This is a genomic window from Xanthomonas sp. NCPPB 3569 (genome assembly GCF_041475645.2).
In the GTDB taxonomy this organism is placed as follows: Bacteria; Pseudomonadota; Gammaproteobacteria; order Xanthomonadales; family Xanthomonadaceae; genus Xanthomonas; species Xanthomonas phaseoli.
The window spans coordinates 2151883-2176215 of the sequence record NZ_CM192969.1 but is presented as its reverse complement, the minus strand read 5'-3'; the positions used below and the strand labels follow the sequence as shown (position 1 = coordinate 2176215).

Below are 24333 nucleotides of genomic sequence, written 5' to 3'. Positions count from 1 at the left end.
CCGGGCAGCATTGGCTACCCTGGCGTTGGTTTCGGAATCAAACGTCCCCACCTGAGGATGTCACCGAAGCCAAAGAGGACGCCATGAAGTTCAAGCACATCCTGATGCTCACCCTTGGTGCGGCCGCAGTCGCAGCGCTTCCCGCCATGGCCCAGGCCGCTCCGCAGCAGACCGGACAGGGCGCGGCTGCCCAAAAGGCCGACGACGCCAAGGCCAAGACCGAAGCCGAGCGCAAGGCCGAACGCCGTGCCGCCGCTGCCGCGCAGAAGCCCAAGGCCGACAGTGCGCCGCGCGAGGAAGAGGAAGAAGAAAAGCCTGCACGCTGATCGCGCGGTCTAGCGGCCAGGTGCCACCGACGCCCCGGCATTGCCGGGGCGTTTGCTTTTTGGATCGGCCAAGGAGGGCGACTCAGCAGCGGCCCTGCTGGTCGTAGCCGCTACCGGGAGTGGCATGCGGTGCGCGTGCATTCCGGTTCCTGCATGAAGCTAGCAACTGCCCGTGGTGGCTGTCAGCCGCTCAGGGCGTGCGCGGCATGCACTGTTTCAACCTGTGATGACCTCGTCGTCACGCAACCCTTGGGCATTCGCCCGTCACCCGCTAAACTATGGCTTTCCGGGAGGCTTCAAGCCCCATGACCCCCCTGATTTTCGTTACCGGCGGCGTAGTGTCCTCGCTAGGCAAGGGCATTGCCGCCGCTTCGCTTGCGTCCATTCTCGAAGCGCGTGGCCTGAAGGTCACGATGATGAAGCTGGACCCGTACATCAATGTAGACCCGGGCACGATGAGCCCGTTCCAGCATGGCGAGGTCTACGTCACCGACGACGGTGCCGAAACCGACCTGGATCTGGGTCACTACGAGCGTTATGTGCGCACGCGCCTGTCGCGCAAGAATTCGGTGACCACCGGCCGCATCTACGAGAACGTCATCCGCAAGGAGCGCCGTGGCGATTATCTGGGCGCCACCGTGCAGGTGATTCCGCATATCACCGACGAAATCCGTCGTTGCATCGACGAGGCCACGGCCGGGTACGATGTCGCGTTGATCGAAATCGGCGGCACCGTGGGCGACATCGAATCGCTGCCGTTCCTGGAGGCGATTCGCCAGGTGCGCACCGAGCGCGGCGCCGAAAAGGCCATGTTCATGCATCTCACGCTGGTGCCGTACATTGCTGCGGCCGGTGAGTTGAAGACCAAGCCGACCCAGCATTCGGTCAAGGAACTGCGCTCGATCGGCATCCAGCCGGATGTGCTGCTGTGCCGGTCCGAGCAGGCGGTGCCGGATTCGGAGCGCCGCAAGATTGCGCTGTTCACCAACGTCTCCGAGCGCGCGGTGATCAGCTGCCCGGATATCGACGTGCTGTATGGCATGCCGCTGGAGTTGCTGCGCCAGGGACTGGACGAACTGGTCATCGACCAGTTCAAGTTGCGCGACAAGGTGGCCGCTGCGGATCTGTCGGAGTGGGCGGCAGTGGTGGACGCGGTCAAGCATCCGCTGGACGAGGTCAACATCGCCGTGGTCGGCAAGTACGTCGATCACCAGGACGCCTACAAGTCGGTGGCCGAGGCGCTGCGTCACGGCGGCCTGCGTCAGCGCACCAAGGTCAACCTGAAGTGGCTGGAAGCGCAGGATCTGGAGGGCAGCGACATGTCTGCCCTGCAGGATATCGACGGTATCCTGGTGCCGGGCGGTTTCGGCGACCGCGGTTTCGAAGGCAAGGTGCAGACCTCCAAGTTTGCGCGCGAGCACAAGGTGCCGTATTTCGGCATCTGCTACGGCATGCAGGCGGCAGTGGTGGACTATGCCCGCCACGTCGCCGACCTGGATGCAGCCAACAGCACCGAGAACGATCGCCAGTCGCCGCACCCGGTGATCGGCCTGATCACCGAATGGCGCACCGCCACCGGCGAAGTCGAAAAGCGCGACGAGAAATCCGACCTGGGCGGCACCATGCGCCTGGGCCTGCAGGAGCAGCGCCTGAAGCCGGGCACGCTGGCGCGCGAGGTGTATGGCAAGGACGTGGTGGCCGAGCGGCATCGTCACCGCTACGAGTTCAACAACCGCTACCGCACCCAGCTGGAAGATGCCGGCCTGGTGATTTCCGGCAAGTCGATGGACGATACCTTGGTGGAAGTGGTGGAACTGCCGCGCGATGCGCACCCGTGGTTTTTGGCCTGCCAGGCGCATCCAGAATTCCTGTCCACCCCGCGCGATGGGCACCCGCTGTTCATCGGCTTCGTGCGTGCGGCGCGCGAGAAAAAGGCGGGCGGGAAGTTGTTGAAGGAAGCGCGTGCGTGAGTTGTTCCTTCTCCCGTTGGGAGAAGGCAGTACTTCGCAACCGTACCCTCACCCCAACCCCTCTTCCGGTGGAAGAGGGGCTCAAATCAAAAAGCGCGAGGCAGCTCCCTTCTCCCATCGGGAGAAGGTGGCGCGAAGCACCGGATGAGGGTGCGCCGCAACGCACCGGAAGATGGCAGCCATGACGCGCGCGTCGCTACGCGCCAGCCAGGGCAAACCATTTTGCTTCACCAGCACTTCGCAACCGTACCCTCACCACGACCCCTCGCCCGGCGGGAGAGGGGCTTACTCAATTAGGTGACCTGATGAAATTGTGTGACTTTGAAGTCGGCCTGGATCAGCCGTTGTTCCTGATTGCCGGCCCCTGCGTGATCGAGTCGATGCAGTTGCAGCTCGACGTGGCCGGCAAGCTCAAGGAGATCACCGGCAAGCTCGGCGTCAACTTCATCTTCAAGTCGAGTTTCGACAAGGCCAATCGCACCTCCGGCACCAGCTTCCGTGGCCCGGGCCTGGAAGAAGGCTTGAAGGTGCTGGACGCGGTGAAAAAGCAGATCGGCGTGCCGGTACTCACCGACGTGCACGAATACACCCCGATGAACGAGGTCGCGGCCGTTGTCGACGTGCTGCAGACCCCGGCGTTTCTGGTGCGCCAGACCGACTTCATCAAGAACGTCTGCGCCGCCGGCAAGCCGGTGAACATCAAGAAGGGCCAGTTCCTGGCGCCGTGGGACATGAAGCCGGTGGTGGACAAGGCCAAGTCCACCGGCAACGAGCAGATCATGGTCTGCGAGCGTGGCGCGTCCTTCGGCTACAACAATCTGGTCAGCGACATGCGCTCGCTGAGCGTGATGCGCGACACCGGCTGTCCGGTGGTGTTCGACGCCACCCACTCGGTGCAATTGCCGGGCGGGCAGGGCAGCAGTTCCGGTGGTCAGCGCGAGTTCGTGCCGGTGCTGGCGCGCGCGGCGGTGGCGGTCGGGATTTCCGGCCTGTTCGCCGAAACCCACCCGGATCCGTCCAAGGCGCTGTCCGATGGTCCCAATGCGTGGCCGCTGGATCGCATGGAAGAATTGCTCGAAACCCTGATGGAGCTGGACACCGTCACCAAGAAGCATGGGTTTGCGCGCTTTGCGTGAGTTCTGATCGACGCGTGGCTTCTGCAGCGCACCGCCAGGATCGGCGATGGCGCCACTGGCCGTGGGGCTGGTGGGCACTGGCCACGTCGATCGCGGCGTGGGCGTGCCTGGCGGTCATGGCCGTTCTGTTCAGCGCCAGCATCGGCATGCCGGGCGATGGCGACCATGCCATGCAAGCCACGCGGCTGCCGCTGCGCATCACGGCGATCATGGCCACGACGGCCGCCATCGGGAGCCTGGTCACCGGCTCGGCTGCGTTGCGGCTGGGTCGCCAGCCGGGCGCAGCGATCGCCGCGCTGATCTTGCTGTTGATCTTGCTGCTGCTGTCTGGTGTGTCGCTGCTGGGCTTGATGGCGTAGCGGTCCGCCTGCGACGTACTGCGTGTAGCGGCGACATGCGATTTGGCAATGGACCGGTGTGCAGCGATAATCCGGCAGCTTGTTTCCGGTGTACTTCCCCCCCTTACTGGTAACCGAACGGACCTATGACCACTATCGCCAAGATCCTCGCCCGCGAAATCCTCGACTCTCGCGGCAATCCCACGCTGGAGGCCGAAGTCACGCTGGACGACGGTTCGTTCGGCCGCGCGGCCGTGCCGTCGGGTGCCTCGACCGGTACCAAGGAAGCGGTGGAGCTGCGTGATGGCGACAAGACCCGTTACCTGGGCAAGGGCGTGCGCCACGCGGTGGACAACGTCAACGGCACCATCGCCGAGACGCTGAAGAACTTCGATGCGGCCGACCAGCAGGGCCTGGACCGTCGCCTGATCGATCTGGATGGCACCGAGAACAAGGGCCGCCTGGGCGCCAACGCGCTGCTGGGTGTGTCGCTGGCTGCCGCGCATGCCGTTGCCGCCTCGCGCAAGCAGCCGCTGTGGCAGTACCTGTCCACCATTGCCGAATCCGACGTGGCGCTGCCGGTGCCGATGATGAACATCATCAACGGCGGCGCGCATGCCGACAACAACGTCGATTTCCAGGAGTTCATGGTGCTGCCGGTCGGCTGCAGCTCGTTCTCCGAAGCGCTGCGCGCAGGGACCGAAATCTTCCATTCCCTCAAGTCGGTGCTCAAGGGCCATGGCCTGAGCACGGCGGTGGGCGACGAAGGCGGCTTTGCGCCAGACTTCCGCAGCAACGTCGAAGCGCTGGACACCATTCTCGAAGCGATCGGCAAGGCCGGTTACACCGCTGGCGAAGACATCATGCTGGGCCTGGACGTAGCCTCCAGCGAGTTCTACGACAACGGCAAGTACAATCTGGTTGGCGAGAACAAGCGCCTGACCAGCGAGCAGTTCGTCGATTTCCTGGCCGACTGGGTGGCGCAGTACCCGATCATCAGCATCGAAGACGGCCTGGCCGAAGACGACTGGGCCGGCTGGAAGCTGCTGACCGAACGCGTCGGCAAGAAGGTGCAGCTGGTGGGTGACGACCTGTTCGTCACCAACCCGAAGATCTTCAAGCAGGGCATCGATTCGGGCACCGCCAACGCGATCCTGATCAAGGTCAACCAGATCGGCACGCTGACCGAAACGCTGGAAGCCATCGCGATGGCGCACGCGGCCAACTACGCCTCGATCGTGTCGCACCGTTCGGGCGAGACCGAAGACACCACCATCGCCGACATCGCCGTGGCCACCACCGCCACGCAGATCAAGACCGGCTCGCTGTGCCGCAGCGACCGCGTCGCCAAGTACAACCAGCTGCTGCGCATCGAGCAGGCGCTGGGGTCCGGCGCGCGTTACGCCGGCCGCGACGCGTTCGTTTCGATCAAGCGATAAGCCGTGCGCAACTGGCGCTGGCTACTGCTAGTGCTGGCGGTACTGCTGGCTTGGCTGCAGTACCGCTTCTGGTTCGGGTCTGGGAATTCCGGTGAAGTCATGATGCTGGAAGCCCAGGTTGCGCATCAGACACAGGACAACGAAGGTCTGCGCCAACGCAACCAGGCGTTGGCAGCAGAGGTGAAGGATTTGAAGGACGGCGAGGCGGCAATCGAGGAACGCGCGCGCAGCGAACTGGGCATGATCAAGCCGGGCGAGACGTTCTATCGCGTGGTCGAGGATGCGCCGCTGCCGGCCCCTGCATCGCCTGACGCGACGCCCCCCGCACAACAAGCGCCTGAGCCGATCGATCCGGTGGATCACCCATGACCGGGTCCATCTGGGCCATCGTGCCGGCCGCCGGGCGCGGCGCCCGTTTTGGCGGGCCGCTTCCCAAGCAATATCTGCCGGCAGGCGGTCAGCCGCTCATGGCGTATACGCTCGCGGCACTGGCGGCGCATCCGGCGCTGGCCGGCATCATGGTGGCAATTGCCCCCGGCGATGCCGATTGGCCCGGCTGGACCGCGGTACAGTCCAAGCCCGTGTTGACCTGCCTGGGCGGGGGAACCCGCGCAGCCTCGGTGCTGGCTGGCGTGCTGGCCCTGCCCGAAAGCGTGCGTGCCGACGATTTCGTACTGGTGCACGACGCCGCGCGGCCGAACCTGGCTCTGGCCGATCTGGATCGATTGCTGGAAATCGGTCGCGGCGATCCGGTCGGCGCAATCCTGGCCGCACCTGTGCGCGACACGCTCAAGCGCGCTGGCGACGATGGCGGTATCGACGGCACCGAACCGCGCGAACGCCTGTGGCGCGCACTCACCCCGCAGCTGTTTCGTCGCCATCAACTGATCCGTGGACTCACCGAAGCGGCGGCGGCCGGTGTCGAGGTCACCGATGAAGCGATGGCGATGGAGCGGATGGGGCTGCGCCCGTTGCTGGTGGAAGGCGCCGAAGACAACTTCAAGGTGACGACCCCTGCGGATCTGGCGCGCTTCGAATTCGAATTGGCACGCCGCGGCATGACCGTCGATGCCGATGCGCTGCCGGCGCAGGTCGCCGCTGCATCGGTCAACCCGCGCGCAGCTGCAGCGCAGCCCGCTACGGTCGGTAACGGCAACGACGCCTCTGAGAGCGGATAAGGCCACTGCTTTCACAGCCAGGAAGGCGCGAGAGCTGTGGCGGCACGGCATCTACGACGCGTTCGCTGCCGCTCCATGCGCGCTGCCCGTACCTAACTGCCGACCGCTCGCTACGTATTATTTTCCACTTCAATCATCACAGGCCCTGCATGTCCTTCAATTTCCGAATCGGCCAAGGCTATGACGTGCACGCGTTCGGCCCTGGCGACCACGTGATGCTGGGTGGCGTGCGCGTGGCGCACAGCCATGGCGTGCTTGCCCATAGCGATGGCGATGTGGTGTTGCACGCCCTGTGCGATGCGATGCTGGGCGCGCTGGCGCTGGGCGATATCGGCCGGCATTTCCCGCCTTCCGATGCGCGTTGGAAAGACGCCGATAGCGCGCAGTTCCTGCAGCATTGCGATGGCTTGCTGCGCGAACGCGGCTGGCGAGTGGGCAATGCCGACATTACCGTGATCTGCGAGCGCCCCAAGGTCGGCCCGCATGCGCTGGCCATGCGCGAGCGCATTGCCGGCCTGTTGGCGATCGAACTCGATGCGGTCAGCGTCAAGGCCACCACTAGCGAACAATTGGGTTTCACCGGCCGCGGCGAAGGCATCGCCGCACAGGCCACGGTGTTGCTGGGCAGGATCGCTGCATAATTTTTGTCCCGCACATGCAGCGCTTGGCGCCGAAGCCGGCGCCGATGCTGCCAGACGCAATCACCGCGCCGAACCACTCGGCGCATAGCGCGCCAGCTCCGGCGCGAAGGCGAACCACACCATGAGCGAGACCTCTTTGCTGCCGCGTGCGCATGGCGCCGCCGTGCTCAGCGCAGCGATGCGCAGCACCCCGGACGATTTTCAGGTCGACGAGCTGCCGGCATTCGAGCCCTCCGGCGAAGGCGAGCATCTGCTGCTCACCGTGCGCAAGCGTGGCCAGAACACGGCCTACATCGCCAAGAAGCTTGCGCACTGGGCCGGCATCGCCGAGATGGGAGTCAGCTATGCGGGCCTGAAGGATCGCCATGCAGTGACCACCCAGCGCTTTAGCGTGCATCTGCCCAAGCGCATCGCGCCGGATATCGCCGCGCTGGATGATGCACAGATGCAGGTGGTCCACAGCACCTGGCACAACCGCAAGCTGCAACGCGGTGCGCTGCACGGGAACCGTTTCGTGCTGACGCTGCGCCAGGTGCAGGGCGAGCGCGAGGCGATCGAGCAACGGCTGCAGGCGATTGCTGCGCGCGGCATCCCCAATTGGTTCGGCGAACAACGCTTCGGTCGCGATGGCGCAAATGTGGCGGCTGCGCTGGCGATGTTCGGTCATGTGCAGGCTGACGACGGAACGTTGCTGCCGGCGCCCGCATCCAGGCGGCGGCTGCGCAACGATCAGCGCTCGATGTTGCTGTCGGCAGCGCGTTCGGCCCTGTTCAATCGCGTGCTCGGTGCACGCGTGGCGCAGGACAGTTGGGATAGCCCACTGCAGGGCGAGGCGTGGATGCTGGACGGCTCGCGCAGCGTGTTCGGCCCGGAGCCTTGGAGCGAGGCCCTGGCAGAGCGACTGGCGCGTTTCGATATCCATCCCAGCGGGCCGTTGTGGGGCGCTGGCGAGTTGCGCTCGGCCGATCAGGCCGCAGCGGTGGAGCAGGGCGCGTTGTCCGACCCGCTCTCCACGGCGCTGCGCCAGGGCCTGGAAGCTGCGGGATTGAAGCAGGAGCGCCGCGCGCTGCGCTTGTGCCCGCAGGGTCTGGAGTATCGATGGCTGGAGGCGCAGACCCTGCAATTGGAGTTCGCGCTGCCACCTGGCTGTTATGCCACTGCAGTGCTGTGGGAATTGGGGGATATCACCGACGCCGGTCGCTTCAACGACGGCGTGCGCGCCGACGCATGATCGCGCGCGAACGCCGGTCGAATCGCGCGCGGCAGCATGGACGACGCTCCAATCAAGCTGTGCGCAGAAGCGGCCTCGGCGGTCACTGAGGCGACAGTGACCGGTCGCGGCACCACGAAACGATAGCCAGTTGCACACGGCGCACAATAGGAAGTAGCTCGCGTCGGACCAGCCATGCGCGACAGACCTTCCAGGCAGTACGTCGCCACGCGCAATCGCTGCCGTTTGGCATCACTCGCGCGCAACCATCGGCCTATCGCCGCGCCAGCAATACCAGCAGCGCCCCGGTACCGCCCTGCGTCGGTGGCGCCGAATGGAACGCCAGCACATCGTTGCGTTGACGCAGCAGCCGGTCCATGAGGTTCTTCAGCACAGGCGCACCGTTGTCCGATTGCAGTCCCTTGCCGTGGATGATGCGCACGCAACCATGTTCGTGCGCGTGTGCTTCCAGCAGGAACTGGCGCAGCAACGATTCGGCCTGCGCTGCGGTGGCGCCGTGCAGATCCAGTTCGTCCTGCACCGAGAATTGCCCGCGTTTGAGCCGTTGAAACAGGCGGGTGGGAAGATTCTCGCGCCGATAGCTGGCGGTATCGCCCGCTTCCAGCGGCGCGCTGTCGCGCAGCAGGCGCGCAAATTCGGTGTGCGCTTCGGCGTCGTCGCGCTCGGCCATGCGCGCGCGCGGCTTGGGGCGCGGCTTGGCGTTGGCCGGTGGGGCGACTTCACGAATCGGCTTGACCGCGCCGATCGCTGCGCGGAACAAGGCGCCGTCGTCTTCGTCTTCAGGATGCGACATCTGCACAGCGTACCCCGTCCAAGCGCAGACGCACGCGAAGATCAAGCGCGAAGGCGCGGGACGCATCCGGTATCATGGCCCGGTTTTCCGAGGAGTCCCATGCGCGTACTGGTTAGCAACGACGACGGTGTCGACGCCCCCGGCATCCAGATTTTGGCCGAGGCGCTACGCCATGCCGGTCATGAAGTGATGGTGGTCGCGCCCGACCGCGACCGCTCCGGCGCCAGCAATTCGCTGACGCTGGATGTGCCGATCCGCACCCGCCGCATCGACGCGCAGACCTGCGCGGTGGCCGGCACGCCCACCGACTGCGTGCATCTGGCGCTGACCGGCATGCTGGATTACGACCCGGATATCGTGGTCTCCGGCATCAACAACTCCGCCAATCTGGGCGACGACGTGATCTATTCCGGCACCGTCTCCGCCGCGATGGAGGGCCGCTTCCTGGGCTTGCCTGCAGTGGCGGTGTCGCTGGTCACGCTGAATCACCAAGCGCACAACTACGAAACCGCCGCACGCGCAGCCGTGGAAATCGTTGCGCGGTTGAAGGCCGACCCGTTGCCGGCCGACACCATCCTCAACGTCAACGTGCCGGATCTACCCTGGTCGGATGTGCTCGGTTTCGAGGTCACCCGGCTCGGCAACCGCCACCGCTCCGAGCCGTGCGTGCCGCAGCGCGACCCGCGCGGCCGCACCGTGTACTGGATCGGCCCGGCCGGTCCCGAGCAGGATGCCGGCGCCGGTACCGACTTCCACGCGGTGCGCACCGGGCGGATTTCGATCACCCCGATCCATGTCGATCTCACCCGTTACCAGGCGCTGGAGACCGTGGCCGGCTGGGTCGGCGGCCTGACCGCCGCGCTGGACGGCCCGGCATGACGTCCAGGCTGCGCCTGCAACCGGAATCGGTGGGGATCGGCATGACCTCGCAACGCGTGCGCGACCGTCTGGTCGAGCGCCTGCGCGAAGCCGGCATCCAGGACGAAGCCACGCTCAATGCGATGCGTACCGTGCCGCGGCATCTGTTCATCGATGAAGCGCTGGCCTCGCGCGCCTACGAAGACACGGCGTTGCCGATCGGCCATGGCCAGACCATTTCCCAGCCGTGGGTAGTGGCGCGCATGACCGAAGCGGTGCTGCAGGTGACCCCGAGCAAGGTGCTCGAAGTGGGCACCGGCTCCGGCTACCAGGGCGCAATCCTGGCGGCGCTGGGGTTGGAGGTCTACACGGTCGAGCGCATCGGCGACCTGCTGCGGCAGGCGCGCAAGCGCTTCCGGCACCTGGGCATGAATGTGCGCAGCAAGCACGATGATGGCCGCATCGGCTGGCCCGAGCATGGCCCGTACGATGCCATCGTGGTGACCGCTGCTGCGCCGGCGTTGGTCGATGCGCTGGTCGATCAGCTGGCAGTCGGCGGGCGCCTGGTCGCGCCGGTCGGGGGGGCTTCCTCGCAATCGTTGGTGCAACTCACCCGCGGGGCCGATGGTGCGATCGAACAACAGGTTCTGGCCCCGGTCACGTTCGTCCCGCTGTTGTCGGGCATGCTGGATTGAATCCATGAGAGTTCCTCGATGAAGATTTTTGGGCCGTTGTACGACGTGGCCATCCGTTGGTCGCGCCATCGCCGCGCACCTGCTCTGCTGACCGGTCTCAGCTTCGTTGAGGGCTTCATCTTCCCGGTGCCGCCGGAAGTGATGTTGGCACCGATGTCGCTGGCCGAGCCCAAGCGTTCGCTCTGGTTTGCAACCTTGAGCCTGCTCGGCTCGATCTGCGGCGCCCTGGTCGGTTATCTGTTGGGCCATTTCGCCTTTGCCGCGCTGCAGCCGCTGATCGAATGGCTGGGCTGGAGCGCGAAGATCCAGCAGCAGATCGAAACCCTGCGCGCACTGGTGGCCGATTCGCCGTGGAAGGCGTTCTGGGCGCTGGTCCTGGTCGGGTTCACCCCGATCCCGCTGAAGATCTTCACCTGGGCCTCGGGCGTGGTCGGCGTGCCGATCCTGCCATTCATTGCCAGCATGTTGGTCGGGCGCGGCAAGCGCGTGTATCTGGTGGCCGGCGCGATCCGCCTGGGCGGGGCGCGGGCCGAAGCGGCGCTGCACCGCTGGATCGAGCCGCTGGGCTGGGTGGCAATGGCGGTTTTGGCGGTCGGCGCAGGCTGGTTGGTGTGGAAGACAACGAACGGATGAGCAAGACGCAGATGAATTCGGCACGCAAGACAGCAGTCATGCTCGCAGTGGCCATCGGACTGACTGCCTGTAGCAGCGCAACCGTGGTGCGTTCGCCCGGAGCAAGCGGTGGCGGGTCGTCGTCGCGCCCCAGCGCCGCGCCGCGCCCTTCGGTGCCGCGTCCGGGTGCCACGGTCACCGTGCAGCGCGGCGATACCCTGTACGCAATCTCGCGCCGGACCAATATCACCGCCGCGGATCTGGCCGCCTGGAATGGCCTGTCTTCCCCGAACACCATCTATCCCGGCCAGACGCTCAAGTTGTATCCGTCCGGTACCAGCAAGCCGGGTGGCAGCGCGCCGGTGGCTGGCGGTACCGTGGCGCCGCCGCGTCCTGCTGCGCCGATCGCCGCACCGGTCAGCAGCGGATTTTCCTGGCGTTGGCCGGCCGATGGCGTCGTGGTGGGTACCTTCGTCTCTGGCGAAACCACCAAGCAGGGCGTAGACATCGCCGGCACCAGCGGCCAGGCCGTGCGTGCCGCGGCCGACGGCGTGGTGGTGTATTCCGGCGCCGGCCTGGTCGGCTATGGCGAGCTGATCATCATCAAGCACAACGACCAGTGGCTGTCCGCGTACGGTCACAACCGCAAGCGCCTGCTCAACGAAGGCCAGAGCGTCAAGGCGGGGCAGCAAATTGCCGAAATGGGCCGCAGCGGTGCCTCCCGCGACATGTTGCACTTCGAGATCCGCTACAACGGCAAGCCGGTCGATCCGCTGCTGTATTTGCCGAAGAAGTGAGATTGGGGAGTCGGGATTCGCAACGGCCCTGGGCTGTCCGTATCCGGACAGAGTGTGCGTTCTTCGGACTCACCACTTGGTGACCGATTGACGCTTTAGTCTGGTTTGGCGATTGAAGCGCAGCTTGCTGAAGCCCGCTCTTACAAATCCCCAACCCCGATTCCCGAATCGCGTCCCAAGCCAATCAGCCCGGCAGCACCATCGCCAACGCCACCCGCCGGCCTTCGCTGGCCAGGACGTTGTAGGTGCGTGCGGCGGCGGCATTGGTCATCGCCTCCAGGCCGATGCCGCGGGTCAGGCAGGCCGCCAGCACGTCGGTCTTGGGAAATAACTGGCGTTCGCCGGTGCCGAGCAGGATGACGGCTGGGCTGAGTGCCAGCACCGCCTCCATGTGGCTGGCCTGGAGCTGCTCCAGCGCCTGGACCGGCCAGCGCTCCACCAGCTCATCGGGCATCAGGATGAAGCTCTGCTGCAGGATCTGGTCGTTCACCTTGGCATGGCGGCCATCGGCCGCGCGCAGCGCGTAGGTGTAATCGGGATGTTCCTGGCTTAAAGGCATGACGAACTCGTTGGCTCAGCCGCGCGGCAGCACGATCTGGCGCTTTTCCTTGCTGGGGCGGTACAGAATGGCGACGTGGCCGATGCGCTGTACTAGCGCACTGCCGGTCTGCTCGATCAGCTCGGCAATCAGCGCATCACGTGTCTCGCGATCCTCCGATGCCACCTTCACCTTGACCAGTTCGTGGCGCTCGAGCACTTCCTCGAGTTCTGCCAGAAATGCCGGCGTGACCCCTTTGCCGCCGGTCTGCAGCAAGGCTTTGAGGTCGTGGGCCTGACCGCGCAGGAAACGGTTCTGGGCGGAGGTGAGAACAATGGACATGCAGGATCGAAGGGAAGCAAAGGGTGTTCAGGGTATCATGGCGACCCGTTCGGACCCCTTTGCCAATGCCTTCCCGCAGTAAAAGCAGCCAGCGCTGGCTCAAGGAACACTTCGCCGACCCTTACGTGAAGAAGGCCCAGGCCGAGGGCATGCGCTCGCGCGCGGCCTACAAGCTGGAGGAATTGCTGCAGCGCGACCGCCTGCTCAAGCCGGGCATGGTGGTGGTCGATCTGGGCGCGGCGCCGGGTGGCTGGTCGCAACAGGTGCGCAAGTCCATGGGCGACAGCGGCCGGGTGGTGGCGCTGGATATCCTGGACATGCCGGCCCTGGCGGGCGTTGAGTTCCTTCACGGCGACTTCAGGGAGCAGGCGGTCCTATCCCAATTCGAAGCGATGCTGGGCGATGTGCCGGTGGACCTTGTGCTGTCGGATATGGCCCCCAATAAGAGTGGCATGGATGCGGTCGACCAACCGCGGATGATGCACCTGGCGGAGCTGGCCATGGAATTTGCCGACACCCATCTCAAGCCGGGCGGGGCATTTTTGATCAAGCTGTTCCAGGGTGTCGGGTCAGACGACTACATTCGCGAGCTCCGCCGCCGCTATGACAAGGTGACGATTCGCAAGCCGGCGGCCTCGCGCAAGCGCTCCCCGGAAGTTTATGCGCTCGGTCAGGGCAAGCGTGTCCAGATCAAGTAAGCTGCCAATGACCATCGTATTTCAAGCATCGAAGAGTAGAGGGCACCGGAGCCAATGAGGATGAACGACTTGACCAAGAATCTGCTGCTGTGGGTGGTCGTCGCAGTTGTGCTGATGGTTGTCTTCCAGAGCTTCTCGCCGCGGATGGCGGGCGGCGTCGGTGCCGACTCGATCACCTACACCCAGTTCCTGAAGGAAGTGGACTCCGGGCGCGTCAAATCGGTGGATTACACCGATGAGACCAACCTGGCCGTCAACGCGATCCGCTTCAAGCGCACCGACGGCAGCGAAGCCACCGTCTACGGTCCGCGCGACGACAAGCTGGTCGACGTGCTGTACAGCAAGAACATCGAAATGACTCGCCAGAAGCCCTCGACCGGCCCGGGCTTCTGGTCGCTGGTGCTCAATTTCCTCCCCGTCATCCTGATCATCGGCTTCTGGCTGTTCATCATGCGCCAGATGCAGGGCGGTGGCGGCGGCGCAAAGGGTGCGATGAGCTTCGGCAAGTCGCGCGCCAAGCTGCAGGGCGAAGACCAGATCAAGATCACCTTTGCCGACGTTGCCGGTTGCGACGAAGCGAAGGAAGAAGTCGGCGAATTGGTGGACTTCCTGCGCGACCCGACCAAGTTCACCAAGTTGGGTGGCAAGATTCCACGCGGCGTGCTGATGGTCGGCCCGCCGGGTACCGGCAAGACCCTGCTCGCCAAGGCGATCGCCGGCGAGGCCAAGGTGCCGTTTTTCTCGATCTCCGGTTCGGACTTCGTCGAAATGTTCGTCGGCGTCGGCGCCAGCCGTGTGCGCGACATGTTCGAGCAGGCCAAGAAGCATGCGCCGTGCATCATCTTCATCGACGAAATCGATGCGGTGGGCCGTCATCGCGGCGCCGGTCTTGGTGGCGGGCATGACGAGCGCGAGCAGACCCTGAACCAGTTGCTGGTCGAGATGGACGGTTTTGAGGGCGGCGAAGGCGTGATCGTGATCGCGGCGACCAACCGCCCCGACGTGCTGGATCCGGCATTGCTGCGCCCGGGCCGTTTCGACCGCCAGGTCGTGGTCGGCCTGCCGGACGTCAAGGGCCGCGAACAGATCCTGCGCGTGCACATGCGCAAGCTGCCGCTGGCCGACGATGTCGTGCCGATGGTCATCGCCCGCGGTACCCCGGGTTTCTCCGGCGCCGACTTGGCCAACCTGTGCAACGAAGCCGCGTTGTTTGCGGCACGTGGCAGCGAGAAGGAGGTCCGCATGGACCACTTCGACCGTGCCCGCGACAAGATCCTGATGGGCGCCGAGCGCCGCTCGATGGCCATGAGCGAGGACGAGAAGACCCTCACCGCGTATCACGAGGCAGGCCACGCCATCGTCGGCCGCCTGGTGCCGGAGCACGACCCCGTCTACAAGGTGACCATCATTCCGCGCGGCCGCGCCCTGGGCGTGACGATGTACCTGCCGGAAGGCGACCGCTACTCGATGAACCGCGTGGCGATCGAGTCTCAGCTGTGCTCGCTATATGGCGGCCGTGTTGCCGAAGAGTTGATCTTCGGCGGCGACAAGGTCACCACCGGTGCGTCCAACGACATCGAGCGTGCTACTAAGATGGCGCGCAACATGGTCACCAAGTGGGGCCTGTCCGACGAGCTTGGCCCGGTAGCCTATGGCGAGGAGGAGGATGAGGTGTTCCTGGGCCGTTCGGTGACCCAGCACAAGAACGTCTCCGACGAAACCGCGCGCAAGATCGACGAAGTCGTGCGTTCGATCCTGGACAAGGCCTACAGCAAGACCAAGACCATCCTCACCGAGAATCTGGACAAGCTGCACGCGATGTCGCAGTTGTTGCTGCAGTACGAGACCATCGACGTGCCGCAGATCGACGCCATCATGGAAGGCCGCGAGCCGCCGCCGCCGGCGGGTTGGGGCAAGTCCGACAAGGACGGTGGCAATAACAACGACAAGGGTAGCCCGCGTCCATTGCCGCCGATCGCCGGACCCGCCGAGCAACTCTAAGCCGGCCATGTACTGATCTGCGAGGCATCCATCAAGGCCGGGGAGCGATTCCCGGCCTTGATGCATTGTCGGGCTGCATCAATGCCCACGTGTGGGCGACCATCACCATCCCAGGAGACACTGCCGATGTTCGATACCGCCCTCACACTGGATTGCGCCGGCCGCAGCCTGCGACTGGATGCACCGCAAGTGATGGGTATCGTCAATGTCACACCCGATTCGTTCTCCGACGGCGGCCAGCATGCGACCTGCGAGGCGGCGATCGCGCATGGGCTGGCGCTGGTGGAGCAGGGCGCTGCGGTGCTGGATGTCGGCGGTGAATCCACCCGCCCGGGCGCCACGCCGGTCTCGATGGAAGAAGAAATGCAGCGGGTCATTCCGGTGATCGAAGCGCTGGCGCAGCGCACGCGCGTGCCGATCAGCGTGGACACGTTCAAACCGGAGGTCATGCGCGCGGCGGTCGCGGCCGGCGCCGGCATGATCAACGACGTGTATGCCCTGCGTTCGCCCGGCGCGCTGGAAGCGGCGTCGGACCTGCGCGTGCCGGTGGTGCTGATGCATGCGCGCAGCGCGCCGCATGCCATGCAGGATGCGCCGCACTACGATGATGTCGTGGGCGACGTGCACCGGTTTCTGGCTGAGCGCATCTTTGCCGCCGAAATGGCCGGCATCGACAAGCGCCGGCTGGTCCTGGACCCGGGCTTTGGCTTCGATAAAACCACCACGCACAACCTCACCCTGCTTGCGCAGCTGCAGCGGTTGCAGGAATTCGGTTTGCCGGTGCTGGCCGGGCTGTCGCGCAAACGCAGCATCGGCGAGCTGACCGGGCGCCAGATCGCCGCCGAGCGGGTGCACGGCTCGGTGGCCGCGCATCTGATCGCTGCGCAACATGGCGCGCTGCTGTTGCGCGTGCACGATGTGGCGGCAACCGTGGATGCGTTGAAGGTATGGAAGGCGATGGCGGCGATTCCCGTCCCGCGTGTCAGCGCGCCCGACGTGCCCACGATTCGTTGGCCGGACGAGGACTGATGCCTGTCGACCAACGCCCGCTGGCGATCGCCGTGATGGGCCCCACTGCCAGCGGCAAGACCGCGCTGGCGCTGGAAGCTGCAGAGCGCTGGAATGGAGAAATCGTCAGCGTCGATTCGGCGCTGGTGTATCGCGGCCTGGAGATCGGTGCGGCCAAGCCGGACGCGGCGATGCGCGCGGCGGTTCCGCATCATCTGCTCGACCTGCGCGAACCCTGGCAGGTGTATTCGGCAGCGGAGTTCGCCACCGATGCCCGCCAGGCGATCGCGCAGATCGTGGCGCGCGGCAGGTTGCCGATTCTGGCCGGCGGCACCGGGCTGTATTTTCGTGCGCTGCTGGAGGGCTTGTCGCAGCTGCCCGAGGCCGACCAAACGGTGCGCGCTTCCATCGCAGCCGAAGCGCAGCAGATCGGTTGGGCCGGCTTGCACGCACAACTGGCACGTGTGGACCCGGCTGCGGCAGCGCGCATCCACGCAACCGACCCGCAGCGGATCCAGCGGGCGCTGGAGGTCTACCGCATCAGCGGGCGGCCGATCAGCGAGTGGCAGGCGCTACCGCCAGGGCCGCGCCTGCCGGTGCGCGTGTTGAAGCTGGTCTTGGCCCCGCGCGCGCGCGCGGTGCTGCATGAACGTATCGCACACCGGCTGGATGCGATGTTGGCGCAGGATTTTCTGGGAGAGGTACAGCGTCTGCGGGCGCTGCCGCAGATGCAGGCGGTGGCAGCGCCGCTGGATTTGCCAGCCGTGCGCGCGGTCGGCTACCGCCAGGCCTGGCAGTATCTGGACGGGGCTGGCAACCTGGCCGAGTTCCGCGACAAGGCGATCCAGGCGACCCGGCAACTGGCCAAGCGGCAGCTCACCTGGCTGCGCGGCGAGCTCGACGCGCGCTGGTTCGACCCGGAGCGTGACCGCCATCAATTGGAAGACGCAATTGTCGGCTTCCTCGCTCATCGTCCCGGTGTACGGCAGGCTTCGGGCGTGTAACATCCCGTTTCCGGGGCCGGCTGGGGATAGCAGGTGTCGACCGGAACAATAAGAACAATAATGAAGAGGATTTTTCGATGGCTAAGGGGCAATCTTTACAGGACCCATTCCTCAATGCGCTGCGGCGCGAGCGGGTGCCCGTGTCGGTGTATCTGGTCAATGGCATCAAGCTGCAGGGCACGATCGAGTCGTTCGACCAATTCGTGGTCCTGCTGCGCAATACCGTGAGTCAGATGGTGTACAAGCACGCCATTTCCACGGTGGTGCCGGCGCGCAATGTGCGCGTGGGCCCTGGTGGTGGATATGTGCAATCCAATGAAGGCAATCAGGCGGAAGATGACGACGTCGAGCAGTAACGGAGTAATGCGTGTTTGATCGGTCCCGCAAGGGTGAACACGCGTTGTTGATACAGACTCACTCCGGTGGGCCTGCCGAAGACGATGTGATGGAGGAGTTCGCCGACCTTGCAAAATCGGCGGGCGCCACGGTCGCCGCAACGCTCACCGCACGCATCGATAAGCCCAGCCCGTCGACCTTGATCGGTAGCGGCAAGCTGGAAGAGGTCAAGGCCGCAGCCGAGGCCACCGGCGCCGACCTGGTGCTGGTCAATCACACCCTGTCGCCCGGCCAGGAGCGCAACCTGGAGCGGTATCTGGAGCGGCGTGTGATCGACCGCACCGGGTTGATCCTGGACATCTTCGCGCAACGTGCGCGCAGCCACGAAGGCAAGCTGCAGGTGGAACTGGCGCAGTTGCGTCACATGGCCACGCGGCTGGTGCGTGGCTGGACCCACTTGGAGCGTCAGCGCGGTGGCTCCATCGGCCTGCGCGGCCCGGGCGAAACCCAGCTGGAAACCGACCGCCGCCTGCTGCAAAAACGCGTCGAACAGTTGCAGCAGCGGCTGGAAAAGGTCGAGGTGCAGCGCACCCAGATGCGTCGTGCGCGGATGCGCAGCGAATTGCCACGGATTGCACTGGTCGGTTACACCAATGCCGGCAAGTCGACATTGTTCAATGTGTTGACCGGTGCAGAGGCTTACGTGGCAGATCAATTGTTCGCCACGCTCGACCCGACCGTGCGACGCATTGCGTTGCCGGGTGGCAGCGCGATCCTTGCCGACACGGTCGGCTTCGTGCGCGATCTTCCGCACGAGCTGGTCGCCGCATTCCGCTCCACGCTCTCGGAGGCGCGCGATGCCGATCTGTTGCTGCACGTTGTCGATGCAGCAGACCCGTTGCGCGAAGAACGCATCCTGCAGGTAGACGAAGTGTTGCAGGCCGTCGGTGCCGGCGATCTGCCGCAGCTGCTGGTATTTAACAAGATCGACAAGATCGAAGGCGCCGAAGTGCGCCACGATGCGCAGGACGGCATTCCCGACCCGGCACGCCGCGAGCGTGTTTGGGTGTCGGCGCGCGACAGGCGCGGGCTGGAAGAATTGCAGCATGCGCTCGGCCAGCGGTTGGACCTGCGCCACCTCACCGGCCAGCTACGGCTCCCACCGTCTGCCGGCCGCCTGCGTTCCAGGCTGCATCAGCTGGAAGTGGTGCGCAATGAGCAAATCGACGAAGAGGGTTGGTTGCTCGATGTCGATCTGCCGATGGTCGAGGCCGAGCGGTTGGCCGCCGGGCAGGACGGTGCGCCGCTGCGCGCGATGCTGCCGGATCGTCGCGAAGACTGGGAAGCGTGATGGACGCGCGCAGTCGGTAGTGCACGGCTGTGCGCTGCTTCAAAACGATTAGGGCAACGGCCTACCGGGTCGCTGTGCGGCAGTTGCCAGGCCTCGTCCTGGCCTGCGGGAACCGACAGAAATTCCGTGTGAGTAGTGCGTACTGCAGAACGGTGCGGTCGTGCGCTCATGCGGCACGTCACGCCTGTCATCAGTGATCCGGCGCACTAGCTGCGGTGATTCGGTGGCCTGAAGGCGGCGCTGCGCGTTGACTCGTGCTGCCGGCAAGTCGGCGTACAGACAAGCCCGTCCAGGCCCAGCGTGCGCATCGGCCGCATATCGCCACTGAACCTTGGCCACCTCGCGCCCAGCCGGAAGCGGCGCCAGCGGCAGACAGGCGCGACGAATTGGGCTAAAACGTCCGCTGCCCCCACCTTGCCGTGCCCATGTCTTTTTCCGCCGATTCCGAACTGCAGCAGCTGGCCGAAGCCCTCGGGCAGCAATTGCTTGCCGCGCGCGAGCGCCTGGTCACTGCCGAGAGTTGCACCGGTGGTTGGATCGCCAAGGCGGTGACCGATGTCGCCGGCTCCTCGCACTGGTTCGATTGCGGGATGGCCGCCTATAGCTACGAGGCCAAGCAGGCACTGCTCGGCGTCCGCCCACAGACCCTGGAAGTGCATGGGGCGGTCAGTCGCGAAACGGTGATCGAAATGGTCTCTGGCGCCCTGGTGAATTCCGGCGCAAGCATCGCGGTGGCGGTGACCGGCATTGCCGGGCCTGGCGGTGGCAGTGAGGACAAGCCGGTCGGCACGGTCTGGATCGGCTGGAAACGTCGTGGTGGTTACGCCACCGCACAACTGTTCCAGTTCAATGGCGACCGCGATGCGGTGCGTCGTCAAACCGTCGCTGCGGCACTGCGTGGGCTGAGCGCGCTACTGTAGCGGTGGTCGGGTTCACTGGAGGGCGATCGGCAACAGATCCGCGCCGCCCATTTTTCAGCGCAATCTCGCGCAGCATGGAAACCCGAACGCCGTGGCCGTGCGCAGTCCAAGAACTGGCTGCGGCTCGCTGTCGACACGCCGCGTCAGCACGCTGAGTGGATGCGTCGCTTGGCACATTCGGCAACGAGGCTGCGAAGTGACGACGGCGCAACCGAAGTGCAGCGAATCAGCGAACGCTGCCGTTGCGTACGTATCGCGCACCGCCTTGCAACCTGCGCTGAGCTTGGACGGGGCGAGGGCGCGACAGCGGAGGGCAGATCGGCTACAAACAAGGTCTCCTCACCGCCCAGGGTGCCAATGCCGTCGTTTCTTGCTCCTGTCCCATCGGTCGCCGCGTTGCAGGCTGCCGTGTACTGCAGCGTCACGCAGCGCCTGAGCGCAACGCGCTCGCGGGCGGTGCGCTGATGTGGGAAGCGCTCGGCACGGTACGTGATCTTGGGCGTCTGCAGGAAATCGCCTCGGTCCTGATCCGCTACGGCTTCGGGGATGTGGTGCGTCGTATCGGCATGGCCGATGTGCTTGAGCGCGCCGGCAGGCTGTTGCATTGGCAGAACGCCGAGGGTCGTTTGCGCATGTCCTCAGCGATGCGCGTGCGGCGAGCACTGGAAGAGCTTGGGCCCACCTTCGTCAAACTCGGGCAGGTGCTGGCCACGCGCGTGGATCTGCTGCCACCGGAGTGGATCGAAGAATTGAGTGAGCTGCAGAACGCGGTGCCGGCGCTGCCGTTCGGGCAGATCCGCCCACAGCTGGTTGCTGCGCTGGGCATGGAGCCGGAAAGCATCTTCGCGCGCCTGGACGAACAACCGCTGGCGGCCGCATCGCTGGCACAGACCCACCGCGCGTGGCTGGTCGATGGCACGCCGGTGGTGTTGAAGATCCGACGTCCCGATATCGGTGACACCATCGACGCGGACCTGCGCCTGCTCGCCCGGCTTGCGGAAATCGTCGAAACCCGCGCACCGGATCTCAAGCGCTACCGTCCTGCCGAGGTGGTGCAGCAATTTACCGTTTCGCTGCGACGCGAACTGGACTTCGCTGCGGAGGGGCGCAACGCCGAACGCATCGCCGCCAACTTCGCGCATGACGCGCACGTAGTGGTGCCGGCGGTGTACTGGGAGTGGACCTGCGAGTCGCTCAACGTGCAGGAGTTCATCGATGGGATTCCCGGCCGTGATCTGCTCGCTGTCGACGCGGCCGGCCTGGATCGCAGGGCGCTCGCACGTGCCGGTGCCGGCATCGTGCTCAAGATGGTGCTGCAGGACGGCTGCTTCCACGCCGACCCGCATCCGGGAAATATTTTCTACCTGCGCGACGGGCGCATCGCGGTCATCGATTTCGGCATGGTCGGGCGCGTCTCCGAGCAGCGTCGGTTTCAGGTCGCACAGCTGCTGCACGGCATGGTCAGCTACGACGCCGATGCGGTGATCGATGTCTTGCTGGAATGGGCGGGCACCAGCCTGGAGGTCGATGAGGCGCGTTTGCAGCAGGACATCGGCGCGTTCGTCGACGAGTATCGCGGCGTGCCGCTGAAAGAATTGCGTATCGGCGCAATGCTTGGCGATGTCACCTCCATCCTGCGCGATCACGGGCTGACGCTGCCGTCGGATCTGGCACTGATGATCAAGGCGTTTCTCACCCTGGAAGGCATGGGGCGCCAGCTCGATCCGGACTTCGACATGGCCACCGAGGCGCGCCCATATCTGGAACGCGTGGTGTTGCAACGCTATGCGCCGCGCGCCATGGTGCGACGCGGCCGGCGGACCGTGACTGGTGCGATCGATCTGATCGGCGATCTGCCGCGCGACCTCAAGCGCCTGTTGCAAGCCGCACGCCGCGGCAAGCTGCAGCTTCAGATCGAAACACGCTCATTGCGCGAGTTCGGCGAGCAGGTCGACCGCGCCGCCAACCGCCTCACGATGGGGATCGTGACTGCCGCCTTGGTGATCGGCTCTTCGATCGTCATGAACAGCGTCGGCGGGAGCGCCAGCCGCTGGTTGCTCGCGCTAGGGGTGGGCGGTTTCATCGGCGCGGCGCTATGCGGCATCTGGATCCTGTTTTCGATCTGGCGAAGCCGGCGACAGCGCCCTCAGCGCGCCGCATCCTGATGGGTGCGGGCGAGGCGCCGCGAACACTTGCGCAGGCGCTCGTTAGTAGTAATACTACTAACCATGGACCTGACCGATACCCAGCAAGCAATCCTGGCCTTGATCGCCGAGCGCATCGATGCCGATGGTGTTCCGCCGTCGCAGACCGAAATCGCGCGCGCGTTCGGCTTCAAGGGCGTCCGTGCGGCGCAATATCACCTGGAAGCGCTGGAGCATGCGGGGGCGATCCGCCGCGTCCCAGGTCAGGCGCGCGGGATACGGCTGGCCGGGCAGGGTGCGCAGACACGCCCGGCTCCGGTGAGCGAGGCGGCCCGCGATGACGTTTTGCGTCTGCCGGTGCTGGGCCGCGTGGCCGCGGGTCTGCCGATTGGCGCCGATATCGGCTCGGACGACTTCGTTGTACTGGATCGGGTGTTCTTCTCGCCCTCGCCGGATTACCTGCTCAAGGTGCAAGGCGATTCGATGCGCGACGAAGGCATCTTCAACGGCGATCTGATCGGCGTGCACCGCACTCGCGACGCGCGTTCGGGGCAGATCGTGGTGGCGCGGATCGATGAGGAAATTACGGTGAAGCTGCTGAAGATCGGCAAGGACCGCATCCGGCTGCTGCCGCGCAATCCAGACTACGCGCCCATCGAGGTGCTACCGGATCAGGATTTCGCGATTGAAGGTCTGTATTGCGGACTGTTGAGGCCTAACCGTTGAGGTCTGTGCCGATGGCCGTGCCGGCGTTTCTCCGAGCTGGCGCCGCAGGATTTCCCGCTGCCACCGGACCTTCCGCCTACTTAATCTGAGTGTGTCGCCTGCAGTCTCAGCCTGTGCGATACACCGCCGCTACATTAGCCCCATACCGAAATCACTGACGAGGATCACCCAGATGGACGAGAACAAGAAGCGTGCCCTTTCCGCCGCACTGAGCCAGATCGAAAAGCAATTCGGCAAGGGCTCGGTCATGCGCATGGGCGACCGCGTCATTGAGGCGGTCGAAGTCATCCCGACCGGCTCGCTGATGCTGGATATCGCCCTGGGGATCGGCGGCCTGCCGAAGGGCCGCGTGGTCGAAATCTACGGCCCGGAATCCTCCGGCAAGACCACCTTGACCCTGCAAGCCATCGCCCAGTGCCAGAAGAACGGCGGCACCGCTGCCTTCATCGATGCGGAGCATGCACTGGATCCGATTTATGCAGCCAAGCTGGGCGTCAACGTCGACGACCTGCTGCTGTCGCAGCCCGATACCGGTGAGCAGGCATTGGAAATTGCCGACATGCTGGTGCGCTCGGGTTCGGTCGATATCGTAGTGGTCGACTCGGTTGCTGCACTGACGCCGAAGGCGGAAATCGAAGGCGAGATGGGCGACCAGCTGCCCGGTTTGCAGGCTCGCCTGATGAGCCAGGCGCTGCGCAAGCTCACCGGCAATATCAAGCGCTCCAACACGCTGGTGGTCTTCATCAATCAGCTGCGCATGAAGATCGGCGTCATGATGCCCGGCCAGAGCCCGGAAGTGACCACCGGCGGCAACGCGCTGAAGTTCTATGCCTCGGTGCGTCTGGATATCCGCCGTATCGGTGCGATCAAGAAGGGCGACGAGATCATCGGCAACCAGACCAAGATCAAGGTGGTCAAGAACAAGCTGGCGCCTCCGTTCAAGCAGGTCGTGACCGAAATCCTGTATGGCGAAGGTATCAGCCGCGAGGGCGAATTGATCGACATGGGCGTGGAAGCCAAGCTGGTCGACAAGGCTGGCGCCTGGTACAGCTACGGCGATGAGCGTATCGGTCAGGGCAAGGACAATGCGCGGACCTACCTGCGCGACAACCCGCAGGTTGCGACCCGGCTGGAAGCCGAGCTGCGTGAGAAGTTCCAGCCGGCCGAAGCACCCCGCGAAGCCGGCGACGACGAAGACAAGGAATAAGTTGCAGCACAACATCACCGGTCGCCGGAGGCGGTTTGCCGCGA

Annotated in this window: 26 protein-coding genes; 23 read left to right on the top strand and 3 right to left on the bottom strand. The window is 65.1% G+C overall.

The window, feature by feature from the left end; all coding sequences use genetic code 11:
- Nucleotides 1-83 precede the first annotated feature (83 nt).
- The 9 genes from ACCQ03_RS09365 (at nucleotide 84) to truD (ending at nucleotide 8259) form a co-directional block, all read left to right on the top strand.
- Nucleotides 84-326 (top strand): hypothetical protein, encoded by a 243-nt coding sequence (locus ACCQ03_RS09365; protein WP_008571226.1) that lies wholly within the window; start codon nucleotides 84-86, stop codon nucleotides 324-326.
- 305 nt (nucleotides 327-631) lie between these two features.
- Nucleotides 632-2296 carry a CTP synthase gene (gene pyrG / locus ACCQ03_RS09360; RefSeq protein WP_039570086.1) on the top strand — a complete coding sequence of 555 codons (1665 nt, stop codon included), beginning with the start codon at nucleotides 632-634 and terminating at the stop codon, nucleotides 2294-2296.
- Nucleotides 2297-2601: 305 nt separating this feature from the next.
- Nucleotides 2602-3432 (top strand): 3-deoxy-8-phosphooctulonate synthase, encoded by an 831-nt coding sequence (gene kdsA, locus ACCQ03_RS09355; RefSeq protein WP_003481823.1) that lies wholly within the window; start codon nucleotides 2602-2604, stop codon nucleotides 3430-3432.
- Between the two features lie 116 nt (nucleotides 3433-3548).
- Complete coding sequence (locus ACCQ03_RS09350) at nucleotides 3549-3791, top strand: hypothetical protein (RefSeq protein ID WP_057678249.1); 243 nt, start codon at nucleotides 3549-3551, stop codon at nucleotides 3789-3791.
- A 125-nt stretch (nucleotides 3792-3916) separates the two neighbouring features.
- Nucleotides 3917-5209 (top strand): phosphopyruvate hydratase, encoded by a 1293-nt coding sequence (gene eno / locus ACCQ03_RS09345; protein WP_209226348.1) that lies wholly within the window; start codon nucleotides 3917-3919, stop codon nucleotides 5207-5209.
- A 3-nt stretch (nucleotides 5210-5212) separates the two neighbouring features.
- The gene (gene ftsB, locus ACCQ03_RS09340; protein WP_209226342.1) at nucleotides 5213-5578 is read left to right on the top strand and encodes a cell division protein FtsB; all 366 of its coding nucleotides are present in this window, start codon (nucleotides 5213-5215) and stop codon (nucleotides 5576-5578) included.
- Nucleotides 5575-6387 carry a 2-C-methyl-D-erythritol 4-phosphate cytidylyltransferase gene (gene ispD / locus ACCQ03_RS09335; protein ID WP_039570092.1) on the top strand — a complete coding sequence of 271 codons (813 nt, stop codon included), beginning with the start codon at nucleotides 5575-5577 and terminating at the stop codon, nucleotides 6385-6387. The genes ftsB and ispD overlap by 4 nt, the downstream gene beginning before the upstream one ends.
- Nucleotides 6388-6536: 149 nt before the next feature.
- Nucleotides 6537-7028, top strand: coding sequence for a 2-C-methyl-D-erythritol 2,4-cyclodiphosphate synthase (gene ispF, locus ACCQ03_RS09330; protein WP_017155098.1), 492 nt, complete (start codon nucleotides 6537-6539; stop codon nucleotides 7026-7028).
- Nucleotides 7029-7149: 121 nt separating this feature from the next.
- Nucleotides 7150-8259, top strand: coding sequence for a tRNA pseudouridine(13) synthase TruD (gene truD / locus ACCQ03_RS09325; protein WP_150145832.1), 1110 nt, complete (start codon nucleotides 7150-7152; stop codon nucleotides 8257-8259).
- A gap of 253 nt (nucleotides 8260-8512) precedes the next feature.
- Here the strand turns inward: truD and ACCQ03_RS09320 are convergent, their stop codons facing one another.
- Nucleotides 8513-9052 (bottom strand): Smr/MutS family protein, encoded by a 540-nt coding sequence (locus ACCQ03_RS09320; protein WP_017155101.1) that lies wholly within the window; start codon nucleotides 9050-9052, stop codon nucleotides 8513-8515.
- A gap of 99 nt (nucleotides 9053-9151) precedes the next feature.
- Here ACCQ03_RS09320 and surE point away from each other — a divergent pair, with 99 nt between their 5' ends.
- Genes surE through ACCQ03_RS09300 form a run of 4 tightly spaced genes read left to right on the top strand, consistent with a single transcriptional unit; the run spans nucleotide 9152 to nucleotide 12014 of the window.
- Nucleotides 9152-9931 carry a 5'/3'-nucleotidase SurE gene (gene surE, locus ACCQ03_RS09315; protein ID WP_017155102.1) on the top strand — a complete coding sequence of 260 codons (780 nt, stop codon included), beginning with the start codon at nucleotides 9152-9154 and terminating at the stop codon, nucleotides 9929-9931.
- Nucleotides 9928-10605: a protein-L-isoaspartate(D-aspartate) O-methyltransferase gene (locus tag ACCQ03_RS09310; protein WP_057678238.1), complete on the top strand. Its 678-nt coding sequence runs from the start codon at nucleotides 9928-9930 to the stop codon at nucleotides 10603-10605. The genes surE and ACCQ03_RS09310 overlap by 4 nt, the downstream gene beginning before the upstream one ends.
- A gap of 18 nt (nucleotides 10606-10623) precedes the next feature.
- Nucleotides 10624-11238 (top strand): YqaA family protein, encoded by a 615-nt coding sequence (locus tag ACCQ03_RS09305; protein WP_150145834.1) that lies wholly within the window; start codon nucleotides 10624-10626, stop codon nucleotides 11236-11238.
- On the top strand, nucleotides 11235-12014 hold the full coding sequence (locus ACCQ03_RS09300; RefSeq protein WP_057678248.1) for a peptidoglycan DD-metalloendopeptidase family protein: 780 nt from the start codon (nucleotides 11235-11237) through the stop codon (nucleotides 12012-12014). Before ACCQ03_RS09305 ends, ACCQ03_RS09300 begins: the two co-directional genes overlap by 4 nt.
- A 184-nt stretch (nucleotides 12015-12198) precedes the next feature.
- On the opposite strand, the gene ACCQ03_RS09295 is transcribed toward ACCQ03_RS09300, so the two are convergent.
- Together ACCQ03_RS09295 and yhbY are read right to left on the bottom strand one after the other, a co-directional pair.
- Nucleotides 12199-12573 carry an Mth938-like domain-containing protein gene (locus tag ACCQ03_RS09295; protein ID WP_057678236.1) on the bottom strand — a complete coding sequence of 125 codons (375 nt, stop codon included), beginning with the start codon at nucleotides 12571-12573 and terminating at the stop codon, nucleotides 12199-12201.
- 15 nt (nucleotides 12574-12588) lie between these two features.
- A complete protein-coding gene (gene yhbY, locus ACCQ03_RS09290; RefSeq protein WP_005915020.1) occupies nucleotides 12589-12894 on the bottom strand; it encodes a ribosome assembly RNA-binding protein YhbY in 306 nt (101 codons plus the stop codon).
- Between the two features lie 65 nt (nucleotides 12895-12959).
- On the opposite strand from yhbY, the gene rlmE reads away from it, so the two are divergent.
- From rlmE to recA, 10 genes are all read left to right on the top strand, one after another.
- Entirely contained in the window at nucleotides 12960-13592 is a 633-nt protein-coding gene (gene rlmE / locus ACCQ03_RS09285) for a 23S rRNA (uridine(2552)-2'-O)-methyltransferase RlmE (protein WP_057678235.1), read from the top strand.
- 60 nt (nucleotides 13593-13652) lie between these two features.
- On the top strand, nucleotides 13653-15593 hold the full coding sequence (gene ftsH, locus ACCQ03_RS09280; RefSeq protein WP_003481854.1) for an ATP-dependent zinc metalloprotease FtsH: 1941 nt from the start codon (nucleotides 13653-13655) through the stop codon (nucleotides 15591-15593).
- 126 nt (nucleotides 15594-15719) lie between these two features.
- Nucleotides 15720-16622, top strand: coding sequence for a dihydropteroate synthase (folP, locus tag ACCQ03_RS09275; protein WP_057678234.1), 903 nt, complete (start codon nucleotides 15720-15722; stop codon nucleotides 16620-16622).
- Nucleotides 16622-17605, top strand: coding sequence for a tRNA (adenosine(37)-N6)-dimethylallyltransferase MiaA (miaA, locus tag ACCQ03_RS09270; protein WP_057678233.1), 984 nt, complete (start codon nucleotides 16622-16624; stop codon nucleotides 17603-17605). Before folP ends, miaA begins: the two co-directional genes overlap by 1 nt.
- Nucleotides 17606-17682: 77 nt before the next feature.
- Complete coding sequence (gene hfq / locus ACCQ03_RS09265; protein ID WP_005915027.1) at nucleotides 17683-17961, top strand: RNA chaperone Hfq; 279 nt, start codon at nucleotides 17683-17685, stop codon at nucleotides 17959-17961.
- Between the two features lie 11 nt (nucleotides 17962-17972).
- Entirely contained in the window at nucleotides 17973-19292 is a 1320-nt protein-coding gene (gene hflX / locus ACCQ03_RS09260; protein WP_209226338.1) for a ribosome rescue GTPase HflX, read from the top strand.
- A gap of 425 nt (nucleotides 19293-19717) precedes the next feature.
- Nucleotides 19718-20212, top strand: coding sequence for a CinA family protein (locus ACCQ03_RS09255; protein WP_003481865.1), 495 nt, complete (start codon nucleotides 19718-19720; stop codon nucleotides 20210-20212).
- A 464-nt stretch (nucleotides 20213-20676) separates the two neighbouring features.
- Nucleotides 20677-22377 (top strand): 2-polyprenylphenol 6-hydroxylase, encoded by a 1701-nt coding sequence (gene ubiB / locus ACCQ03_RS09250; RefSeq protein ID WP_209226333.1) that lies wholly within the window; start codon nucleotides 20677-20679, stop codon nucleotides 22375-22377.
- A 63-nt stretch (nucleotides 22378-22440) separates the two neighbouring features.
- A complete protein-coding gene (gene lexA / locus ACCQ03_RS09245; RefSeq protein WP_057678231.1) occupies nucleotides 22441-23082 on the top strand; it encodes a transcriptional repressor LexA in 642 nt (213 codons plus the stop codon).
- Between the two features lie 172 nt (nucleotides 23083-23254).
- Nucleotides 23255-24289, top strand: a complete 1035-nt coding sequence (recA, locus tag ACCQ03_RS09240; protein ID WP_008574635.1) for a recombinase RecA — start codon at nucleotides 23255-23257, stop codon at nucleotides 24287-24289.
- Nucleotides 24290-24333 lie beyond the last annotated feature (44 nt).

What these genes read in the sequence shown, in the direction of transcription:
- ACCQ03_RS09365 (WP_008571226.1), top strand. Translation starts at nt 84, where the DNA reads ATGAAGTTCAAGCACATCCTGATGCTCACCCTTGGTGCGGCCGCAGTC.
- pyrG (WP_039570086.1), top strand. Translation starts at nt 632, where the DNA reads ATGACCCCCCTGATTTTCGTTACCGGCGGCGTAGTGTCCTCGCTAGGC.
- kdsA (WP_003481823.1), top strand. Translation starts at nt 2,602, where the DNA reads ATGAAATTGTGTGACTTTGAAGTCGGCCTGGATCAGCCGTTGTTCCTG.
- ACCQ03_RS09350 (WP_057678249.1), top strand. Translation starts at nt 3,549, where the DNA reads ATGGCCGTTCTGTTCAGCGCCAGCATCGGCATGCCGGGCGATGGCGAC.
- eno (WP_209226348.1), top strand. Translation starts at nt 3,917, where the DNA reads ATGACCACTATCGCCAAGATCCTCGCCCGCGAAATCCTCGACTCTCGC.
- ispD (WP_039570092.1), top strand. Translation starts at nt 5,575, where the DNA reads ATGACCGGGTCCATCTGGGCCATCGTGCCGGCCGCCGGGCGCGGCGCC.
- ispF (WP_017155098.1), top strand. Translation starts at nt 6,537, where the DNA reads ATGTCCTTCAATTTCCGAATCGGCCAAGGCTATGACGTGCACGCGTTC.
- truD (WP_150145832.1), top strand. Translation starts at nt 7,150, where the DNA reads ATGAGCGAGACCTCTTTGCTGCCGCGTGCGCATGGCGCCGCCGTGCTC.
- ACCQ03_RS09320 (WP_017155101.1), bottom strand. Translation starts at nt 9,052, where the DNA reads ATGTCGCATCCTGAAGACGAAGACGACGGCGCCTTGTTCCGCGCAGCG.
- surE (WP_017155102.1), top strand. Translation starts at nt 9,152, where the DNA reads ATGCGCGTACTGGTTAGCAACGACGACGGTGTCGACGCCCCCGGCATC.
- ACCQ03_RS09310 (WP_057678238.1), top strand. Translation starts at nt 9,928, where the DNA reads ATGACGTCCAGGCTGCGCCTGCAACCGGAATCGGTGGGGATCGGCATG.
- ACCQ03_RS09305 (WP_150145834.1), top strand. Translation starts at nt 10,624, where the DNA reads ATGAAGATTTTTGGGCCGTTGTACGACGTGGCCATCCGTTGGTCGCGC.
- ACCQ03_RS09300 (WP_057678248.1), top strand. Translation starts at nt 11,235, where the DNA reads ATGAGCAAGACGCAGATGAATTCGGCACGCAAGACAGCAGTCATGCTC.
- ACCQ03_RS09295 (WP_057678236.1), bottom strand. Translation starts at nt 12,573, where the DNA reads ATGCCTTTAAGCCAGGAACATCCCGATTACACCTACGCGCTGCGCGCG.
- yhbY (WP_005915020.1), bottom strand. Translation starts at nt 12,894, where the DNA reads ATGTCCATTGTTCTCACCTCCGCCCAGAACCGTTTCCTGCGCGGTCAG.
- rlmE (WP_057678235.1), top strand. Translation starts at nt 12,960, where the DNA reads ATGCCTTCCCGCAGTAAAAGCAGCCAGCGCTGGCTCAAGGAACACTTC.
- ftsH (WP_003481854.1), top strand. Translation starts at nt 13,653, where the DNA reads ATGAACGACTTGACCAAGAATCTGCTGCTGTGGGTGGTCGTCGCAGTT.
- folP (WP_057678234.1), top strand. Translation starts at nt 15,720, where the DNA reads ATGTTCGATACCGCCCTCACACTGGATTGCGCCGGCCGCAGCCTGCGA.
- miaA (WP_057678233.1), top strand. Translation starts at nt 16,622, where the DNA reads ATGCCTGTCGACCAACGCCCGCTGGCGATCGCCGTGATGGGCCCCACT.
- hfq (WP_005915027.1), top strand. Translation starts at nt 17,683, where the DNA reads ATGGCTAAGGGGCAATCTTTACAGGACCCATTCCTCAATGCGCTGCGG.
- ACCQ03_RS09255 (WP_003481865.1), top strand. Translation starts at nt 19,718, where the DNA reads ATGTCTTTTTCCGCCGATTCCGAACTGCAGCAGCTGGCCGAAGCCCTC.
- ubiB (WP_209226333.1), top strand. Translation starts at nt 20,677, where the DNA reads ATGTGGGAAGCGCTCGGCACGGTACGTGATCTTGGGCGTCTGCAGGAA.
- lexA (WP_057678231.1), top strand. Translation starts at nt 22,441, where the DNA reads ATGGACCTGACCGATACCCAGCAAGCAATCCTGGCCTTGATCGCCGAG.
- recA (WP_008574635.1), top strand. Translation starts at nt 23,255, where the DNA reads ATGGACGAGAACAAGAAGCGTGCCCTTTCCGCCGCACTGAGCCAGATC.